Here is an 8313-nt window from a genome sequence, read left to right as displayed (position 1 = left end):
AATCTCGTCATTGCGAGCGCAGCGAAGCAATCCAGAATTCCACCGCGGAAAGACTCTGGATTGCTTCGCTGCGCTCGCAATGACGATGTGGAGGGAGCCCGCTTTGCGGTCTACTGCCGCGCGCCCGGCAGCAGCGGGGCGAGCAGCCCGCGTGTCACGCCCGGCGGTGCCGCATCCAGACCCAGCACGGCGCTTGCGGCCGGCAGTGCCGCGTCCGCCATCGCCGCGTGGCCTTCGGCGCTCGGATGCACGGCGCCGCCATAGACGGCGGAGAGCACGCCCCAGGTCGCGTCGTGGATGTCGGTCGGCTGGCTTGCTGCCGGCAAGCCTTGCGGATAGGTCATCGCGGCGAAATAGCTGTCATTGGCGTCGCGGATCCAGCGCGCGCGCGGCAGATAGGCGCGGAATTCGGAGGCGCCGCGGCCGCACAGCATCGGCTGGCTCGCCGCGCTCACGATGTCGGGATTGAAGCTCTGGCCGTTCTCGGCAAAGCAGGTGCGGTCGAATTCGGGATCGTTGCCCGAATGCGCGCAGAAGCCGTGATCGGCGAACGCCGCCTGATGTGAATCCACGAAGGTCATGCGGTCGGCCTCGGGATCGCGGCACAGCGCGCCGCGGGTGCAGGTGGCGAGCCCCTTCAGTTGCGGCAGGAATTCGGTGTCGACGAAGGTCGAGACGCGGGCGAGGCGCTGCGGATCGGCGTTGAAGGACGGATGGATGTCGAACCCGGCGCGGCCGCCGCGGCAGGGCACGCCGCCATCGGCGAGCGCCGGGTTGGCGTAGGAGACGTAGACCACATGCGAGAGGTCGCCGCCGACCAGCGGCTTCAGCGCCTCGCGCAGCTTGACGAAATTCTGCGGCAGTTCGCGCGCCAGCGCATCGCGGGAATCATCGACGCTCGCCATCACGCCGGAGCGCCGGAATATCGCGCGCTCGGTTGCGGTCTCGACGATAACGTCGGCGACGAGGCCGGAGAAATAGACGTCGTTGGCGCCGACCGAGAGCAGCACGAGGTCGAGCGTGCGCTCTGGCTGCCGTTTCTTAGCGGCGGTCAGCGCCTCGCGCAGCTCGGCGACCTGCGCGTTCACGCTGATGTTGCAGACGCCGGTCTTGCCGGGCGGGCATTCACGGGCACGCTGCGAGCCGAGCAGCCCGTCGCTGATGCTGGCGCCGGTGCAGGCGAGCGGCAGAAAGGTCACCGCGACATGGGTGTAGCGTACCGCGAGCGCCAGCGCGGTGCGGGCCTGGTAGCTGTAGAGCGATCGATGGCAGGGCGAGTTGAACCAGAGCGCGCTGTAGCGCTGCCAGTTGGCAAGCGTATCCGGAGCTTCGCAGGCGCGGCCGCCCTTGAAGCCGGCCCGGCTCGGCCGGTAATACTGCGCGCCGGCGGTGCCGAGATAGGAGCGGAAGCAAAAACCTTCGTCCGACAGCGCCAGCGGCCGGTCCGGATTGCCTTCGCCCGAGGCGATGCTGTCTCCGAGGCCAGCGACGAAGATGTCGCGGACCTGGATCTCGGTCTGGACCCGCTGGGTGGGATCGGAGCCGGAGGAGACGTCGACGCTCGCGACCGTCTGCTTGCCGTAGCGGACCCGCAGATTGATCGGCTCGGCGCAGTCGAAGGTGGATTGTTGCGGCCCGTCGCCGTCATCGAACGACCAGGCGCAGGTGGCGCCGACCGGCACCGCGCCGGCGAGGCGCACAGTGACGGGATGGTCGAGGGGGGTGAGGTAGTTTTCCTTGGTGTTGTCGCGGGTGCAGGGCTGGTTGACCCGGCCCTGGAGGTCGATGCAGAGCCGGTTGACCATGTTGCGGGCCCAGCCGCGGCCCTCGCTCTGGAGCTCCAGCGATTGCTCGGCGGCGAGAATGCTGCGGTTACGCGCGTTCTCGACGTGGAGCAGGAAGTCGCGCTCCTCGCGGAACAGCCGGAAGCGGTTGCGTACCTCCCAGCTGATCTGCATGGCGCCCGCGTCCTGCGCGGCCGCCCGCTCCGGCGGCACGACGGTGAGGAGCCCGGCGAGCAGCAGGGCACCGGCGAGGAAACGGCGAAGGGATACAGGGATCATGGCCCGTATTTTCAACGGCAAAGTTGAGGCGGAAATAAGAGAGCTGCTCTCCACCTGCAACATTGGTCTGACGGTTTTGCCGGCCGGCGTCTAGCGGACCATCGTTGGAGCATGACCTTTCCGGAAAACTGCTTCGCACTTTTTCCGGATCATGCTCAGCGTTTGCTGGCTTGCCGCAGCGACCGCTCGCGCTCCATCGCGGCCACCTGCTTGGGCAGGTTGGCCTGCGCGCAGGCCTCCGCCAGCCTTCGGCGCTCCTGCCAGGGCTCCACCACATTCATCCAGAGCTCGCGTGTGCCCATGATGGAGATGGCCAGCCCGAACGGGATCACGAAATAGAGAATGCGGAAGACAAGGAGCGTGGCCAGAAGCTGCTCGCGGCCGAACTCCGGCAGCGCCACCAGCATGGCGGCGTCGAACACGCCGAGCGAACCGGGGGCGTGGCTGGCAAAGCCGAGCAATGTCGCCAAAATGAACACCACGGAGAGCGACAGGAAGTCGATCTGCGGCGTGGCCGGCACCAGAAGGTACATCGCGAGCGCGCAGAATCCGAGATCGACGACGCCGATCAGGATCTGCACCAGCGTCAGCGGCGCTGACGGCAGCACCACCTTCCAGCCCTTCTGGCCAAGCTCGCGGCGCTTCTCGCCCATGCACAGCCAGACCAGGTACGCGCCGATCGAGGCGAGGCCGCCGAGCGCAATCAGCCGGTTGATCGACGACGGCAGCTGATCCATGTAGGAGGCGGCATCCGGATGGATGGCCATGCCGATCGAGAGCACGAAGATGTTACCGAGCCAGAAGGTCAGGCCCGACAGGAAGCAGATCTTTGCGACGTCGATCGCATTCAGCCCGTAATCCGAATAGATCCGGAAGCGGATCGCGCCGCCGGTGAAGACGGTGGCGCCGATATTGTGGCCAATCGAATAGGACGTGAAGCTGGAGAGCGCTGCGATGCGATAAGGCACGTGCTTCTTGCCGATCGTTCGCAGTGCAAAAAAATCGTAGAAGGTCAGCGTACAGAACGCGAAGCATACGCAGATCGCCGCCAGCCCGATGTTACCGCGGGGAATCTCGGTCAACGCGGTCAGGATGACCCCGGTGTCGATGCCCTTGAGCGTACGTACCAGCGTGGTGATCGCGAACGTGATGATGAAGACGCTCGCCGCAACGCCGAGTCGCCGCCAGCCGATCCATCTCGTGAAGCCGCGCTTCAGCGCGGTCAGCAGTCCGTGCATTCATCCTCCCGGCGGGGGGCAAGACCGACCAGGCCAGACATTGGCCGGTCGGATGCGATCAGTGCCCGATGTGGGCTTGGATCGCTAGGCATGATGTAGCTCATTTAAGGCAAAAACAGTAACTTGTGCAGCCCTTGACAAGGATAGGTTCTGCCTTGGACCAGCTTGGACCAGCCACTTTGTCATACGCGGTTCACATCGGGCGCGCGTTAAGCATATGAGTCGCGGGGTCGGTCGCGTCCGTCCGTGACATGGTCTCAGATCCTGCACGGCCAGCATTGTTCCAGCGCAAGGGATGCGGGCTTTTTTGGAACGACGATGCCGTGCGCTGGTTAGTGCCGCATCAGCAATCGAACATGGCGGAATAACCGGCTTCTCCTGCAAGCCGGTGCCTCCGTGTTCCCACAACCCGAGAGGATCGGACCGATGGGATTGTTCACAAAAGACATCAAAACCATGAACGACCTGTTCGTGCATCAGCTCCAGGACATCTATTACGCCGAGCAGCAGCTCACCAAGGCTCTGCCGAAAATGGCGGATAAAGCGACCGATCCGCAGCTGAAGCAGGGCTTTTTGACGCACCTCGAAGAAACCAGGGAGCACGTCAAGCGCCTCGAGGAAGTTTTCAAGATGCACGGTGCGCAGGTAAAGGCGGTCGATTGCCCGGCGATCGATGGCATCATCGAGGAGGCCGACGAGACCGCCGGCGAAGTCGCCGACAAGGCGGTGCTCGACGCCGCGCTGATCAACGCGGCACAGGCGGCGGAGCACTACGAGATCGTCCGCTACGGCAGCCTGATCGCCTGGGCCAAGCAACTCGGCCGCAATGACTGCGCCAGCGTGCTCGCCAAGACGCTGGAGGAAGAGAAGGCGACCGACAAAAAGCTGACCACGCTCGCCGAGAGCAAGGTGAACCTGCGCGCGGCGAGCTAGGGCCAGGCGCAGCCAGGATCAGGACAGAGCGTCGCGCGGCCGTTCGCGCGACGCTCGCGCATATCCATCACGTCCATCACGCGTCCATCATTCGATCGTTGTCGTAACATGACGGCGAGTTGGAAGCGTATCGTTCGCATGGGGCTGCAACCGAGATGGCAGCATGCGAGTAAGCACCGTCAAATACGAAGCCTTCGGAGCCGGCGCGCCGCATACCGGCTCCCGCCTTGCAACATCCCTCACCCTTGCCGCGATGAGCCTTGGTTATGGCGTGGTGCAGCTTGACGTCACCATCGTCAACACCGCGCTCGATGCGATGGGCAGGACGCTCGGAGGCGGCGTCGCCGAGTTGCAATGGGTGGTCAGCGCCTACACCATCGCGTTTGCCGCATTCATCCTGACGGCCGGCGCGCTCGGCGACCGCATCGGGGCCAAGCGCGTCTTCATGGCGGGATTCGCCATCTTCACCGCGGCCTCGCTTGCCTGCGCGTTGTCGCCCAATGCGACCGTGTTGATCGCAGCGCGGCTGGTCCAGGGGCTGGCGGCGGCGATCCTGGTGCCGAATTCTCTTGCGCTGCTCAATCATGCCTATCCGGACGACCGCGAGCGCGGCCGCGCCGTTGCAATCTGGGCCGCCGGTGCGAGCCTCGCACTCACTGCCGGCCCCTTCGTCGGCGGCGCGCTGATCACGCTGGTCGGCTGGCGTGCGATCTTCCTGGTCAATCTGCCGGTCGGGCTCGTCGGCCTGTGGTTAAGCTGGCGTTACGCCGGCGAAACCACGGGGGCGCGCTCGCGCGAGATCGATCTGCCCGGCCAGCTTACCGCGATCGGCGCGCTGGGAGCACTCGCCGGCGCGATCATCGAAGGCGGCGCGCTTGGCTGGGACCACCCAGCCGTGGTCGCGGCCTTTGTCGCAGCCGCAATTCTCGCCGTGCTCTTCGTCTGGCGCGAGAGCCGTGCGGCGCAGCCGATGTTGCCGCTGTCGCTGTTCGGCCACCGGCTGTTCGCGCTGACTTCGCTCGTCGGCCTGCTCGTCAACATCGCGATCTACGGCCTGATCTTCGTGCTCAGCCTGTATTTCCAGAGGATCAACGGGCTGTCGGCATGGTGGACCGGTCTCGCCTTCGTGCCGATGATGGGGGTGGTGCTGCCGGTCAATCTGCTGGCGCCGCGCCTCGCCGAGCGTATCGGCCCGTGCCCGACCATCGTCGTCGGCGCCTGCGTCTCGGCGCTCGGTTGCGTCGGCCTGCTGTGGATCGAAGCCGGCACGAGCTATTGGGCGATCTTTGCGCAGATGATCGCGATCAGCAGCGGACTTGGGCTGCTGGTGCCGCCGCTGACCTCGACCTTGCTGGGCAGCGTCGAGAAGGCACGCTCCGGCATCGCGGCGGGCGTCCTGAACGCGACGCGACAAACCGGGAGCGTCCTCGGCGTCGCGCTGTTCGGCTCGCTGGTAGCCTCGGAGGGCGCGTTCATGACGGGCCTGCACCTGTCGCTGGTCGTGTCGGCGGCCGTGCTGCTGCTCGCCGCCGCCGTGATCGGCCTCGGCGCACCTTCGCGCGGATGAACAATCCGAGCGATTGAACATAGCTTCCGTTCACCATCCCCGAAACAGGCATGTAGCCGGTTACCGACTGTCCATCTCTGTCGGTTCAAGTGTGGGTCGATAGGGGCCCGCAATGCATCAAGTTCTCTACTGTCTCACCGAGGAGCACGACTGGCGGCTCGTGGCGCTTGGCGGCGCGGTGTGCCTGCTCGCAAGCGCGGCGGCGATCAGCCTGTTTCACCGGGCGCGCGCGACGCACGGCTCCGGGCGCCTGGTCTGGATCGCCCTGGATGCCGCCGTCAGCGGATGCGGCATCTGGGCGACGCATTTCATCGCGATGCTCGCCTACGGGCCGGGGGGCGCCGGCGCCTACAACATCCCGGTGACGATCCTTTCCCTGATCTTCGCGATCTCCTTAACCTTCGTGGGGCTGAGTCTGGCGGCATCCTCCGCGCGCGCGCCGTGGATCGTGCTCGGCGGCGCCATCGTCGGCACCGCGGTCGCGACGATGCATTATACCGGAATGGCGGCGCTGGAGATGCCGGCCCGGGTCGACTGGATCGGGAGCACGGTTGCCGCCTCGGTGCTGTTCGGAATTTTTTTCGCGGCGCTCGCGCTGTTCGTCGCTGCGCGGCGCGACGACCTCTTCCATGCGCTGACCGCGAGCACACTGCTGACGGTCGCCATCGTCGCACATCATTTCACCGCAATGGGCGCTGTCGTTCTGACGCCGGATCCGACGCTCGCGATCAGCGGGTTATCGATCCCGCCGGCCTCGTTGTCCTTCTTCACCGCGGGTGCCGCAGTTGCGATCATCGCGATTGCGCTGGTGGCCGCGCTGCTCGATCGCCGCGCCAAGGGCGAATTGGGCCGCCAGCAGGTCGTGCTGGATACCGCGCTCGAGAACATGTCGCAGGGACTGTGCATGTTCGATGCGGACGGCAAGATCATCCTGTTCAACGAGCGTTATGCCGCGATGCTCGGCCGCACCGACATCCTGCTCACCGGCCGGCTGCTGGTCGACGTGCTGCGAGAGGAGCAGGCGAAGGGTCAGTGGCAGGGCGATGCCGGCGAATTCTTCGCCCGCCTCGTCGCCGACGCGCGCGAGAGCCGCACCACGACCGACGTCGTGACCAGGTTCGGCCGCTCCATCCGGGTCGTGAACCAGCCGATGCAGGGCGGCGGATGGGTCGCGACCTTCGAGGACATCACCGAATGGCTGGAGGCTCAGGCCAAGATCTCGCACATGGCCCGCCATGACGCCCTGACCAGCCTGCCGAACCGCGTGCTGTTCCACGAGCAGCTCGTGCAGGGCCTGCGCCGGACCAGATCGGGCGACCAGCTCGCGGTGCTTTGTCTCGATCTCGATCACTTCAAGGACATCAACGACTCGCTCGGCCATCCCATCGGCGACGCGCTGCTCAAGGAGGTCGGGCGCAGGCTGAAGGCCACCGTCGGCGAGAACGACACGGTGGCGCGGCTCGGTGGCGACGAGTTCGCCGTGGTCCAGATCGGACGTTCGGAGGAAACCGCGGCAAGGTCCCTTGCCGGCCGCCTGGTCGAGGTGATCTCGGCGCCCTACGAGATCGACGACCATCAGATCATCATCGGCGTCTCGATCGGCATCTCGCTGTCGCCGCAGGACGGCAGCAATCCCGACGAGCTGTTGAAGAACGCCGACCTCGCGCTGTATCGTGCCAAGGCTGACGGCCGCGGCACCTATCGGTTCTTCGAGACCGGCATGGATGCGCGCGCGCAGGCGCGGCGTCTGCTGGAGATGGACCTGCGCGCCGCCCTGCAACGCGACGAGTTCGAGGCTTACTATCAGCCGATCCGCGACGTCGTCAGCGGTCGCGTCGTCGCGTTCGAGGCGCTGCTGCGCTGGAACCATCCGGAGCGTGGCCTGATCGCGCCCATGAACTTCATTCCGCTGGCCGAAGAGACCGGACTGATCATCCAGCTCGGCGAATTCGTGCTGCGCTCGGCCTGCACCGACGCGGCCACCTGGCCCGACGACGTTGACGTCGCCGTCAACCTGTCGCCGGTGCAGTTCAAGAATCCGAACCTGATCACATCCGTGACCGAGGCGCTGGTCGCCTCCGGGCTCGACGCGCGCCGCCTCGAGCTCGAGATCACCGAATCCGTGCTGCTCCAGAACAGCGAGGCGACGCTGGCCACGCTGCATGACCTCCGCGCCATGGGCGTACGCATCTCGCTCGACGATTTCGGCACCGGCTATTCATCGCTGAGTTATCTGCGCAGCTTCCCCTTCGACAAGATCAAGATCGACCGCTCCTTCGTGTCGGAACTCGCGACGCGTGAGGATTCCATGGCGATCATCCGCGCCGTGACCGGGCTGGGCCGGAGCCTCGGCATCGTCACCACGGCAGAGGGGGTCGAGAACGACGCGCAGCTCGAGCTGCTCCGGCGGGAAGGCTGCACCCAGGCGCAGGGCTATCTGTTCAGCAAGCCGCGGCCTGCTTCCGATGTCGCGATCATGCTGGACCGACCGCCGTTGCGCGCGACCGCCTGA

Annotated in this window: 5 protein-coding genes; 3 read left to right on the top strand and 2 right to left on the bottom strand. The window is 65.8% G+C overall.

The features are described 5' to 3' along the window. Positions 1–110: 110 nt before the first annotated feature. Together AC0L20_RS37855 and AC0L20_RS37850 are read right to left on the bottom strand one after the other, a co-directional pair. The gene (locus AC0L20_RS37855; RefSeq protein ID WP_473295372.1) at positions 111–2063 is read right to left on the bottom strand and encodes an SGNH/GDSL hydrolase family protein; all 1953 of its coding nucleotides are present in this window, start codon (positions 2061–2063) and stop codon (positions 111–113) included. Between the two features lie 155 nt (positions 2064–2218). Then, positions 2219–3301 carry a lysylphosphatidylglycerol synthase transmembrane domain-containing protein gene (locus tag AC0L20_RS37850; protein ID WP_473295371.1) on the bottom strand — a complete coding sequence of 361 codons (1083 nt, stop codon included), beginning with the start codon at positions 3299–3301 and terminating at the stop codon, positions 2219–2221. Between the two features lie 426 nt (positions 3302–3727). On the opposite strand from AC0L20_RS37850, the gene AC0L20_RS37845 reads away from it, so the two are divergent. The 3 genes from AC0L20_RS37845 to AC0L20_RS37835 all read left to right on the top strand — a co-directional run bounded on the left by AC0L20_RS37845 (position 3728) and on the right by AC0L20_RS37835 (position 8313). Beyond that, complete coding sequence (locus tag AC0L20_RS37845; protein WP_027566868.1) at positions 3728–4234, top strand: YciE/YciF ferroxidase family protein; 507 nt, start codon at positions 3728–3730, stop codon at positions 4232–4234. Positions 4235–4397: 163 nt separating this feature from the next. Then, positions 4398–5801, top strand: coding sequence for an MFS transporter (locus AC0L20_RS37840; RefSeq protein WP_473295370.1), 1404 nt, complete (start codon positions 4398–4400; stop codon positions 5799–5801). A gap of 112 nt (positions 5802–5913) precedes the next feature. After that, positions 5914–8313: a bifunctional diguanylate cyclase/phosphodiesterase gene (locus tag AC0L20_RS37835; RefSeq protein ID WP_473295369.1), complete on the top strand. Its 2400-nt coding sequence runs from the start codon at positions 5914–5916 to the stop codon at positions 8311–8313.

It is taken from the genome of Bradyrhizobium sp. Kon58 (genome assembly GCF_055807455.1).
Note: the sequence above shows the minus strand (reverse complement) of the source record. Positions and strands in the feature narration are given on the sequence as shown.

What these genes read in the sequence shown, in the direction of transcription:
- AC0L20_RS37850 (WP_473295371.1), bottom strand. Translation starts at nt 3,301, where the DNA reads ATGCACGGACTGCTGACCGCGCTGAAGCGCGGCTTCACGAGATGGATC.
- AC0L20_RS37840 (WP_473295370.1), top strand. Translation starts at nt 4,398, where the DNA reads ATGCGAGTAAGCACCGTCAAATACGAAGCCTTCGGAGCCGGCGCGCCG.
- AC0L20_RS37835 (WP_473295369.1), top strand. Translation starts at nt 5,914, where the DNA reads ATGCATCAAGTTCTCTACTGTCTCACCGAGGAGCACGACTGGCGGCTC.
- AC0L20_RS37845 (WP_027566868.1), top strand. Translation starts at nt 3,728, where the DNA reads ATGGGATTGTTCACAAAAGACATCAAAACCATGAACGACCTGTTCGTG.
- AC0L20_RS37855 (WP_473295372.1), bottom strand. Translation starts at nt 2,063, where the DNA reads ATGATCCCTGTATCCCTTCGCCGTTTCCTCGCCGGTGCCCTGCTGCTC.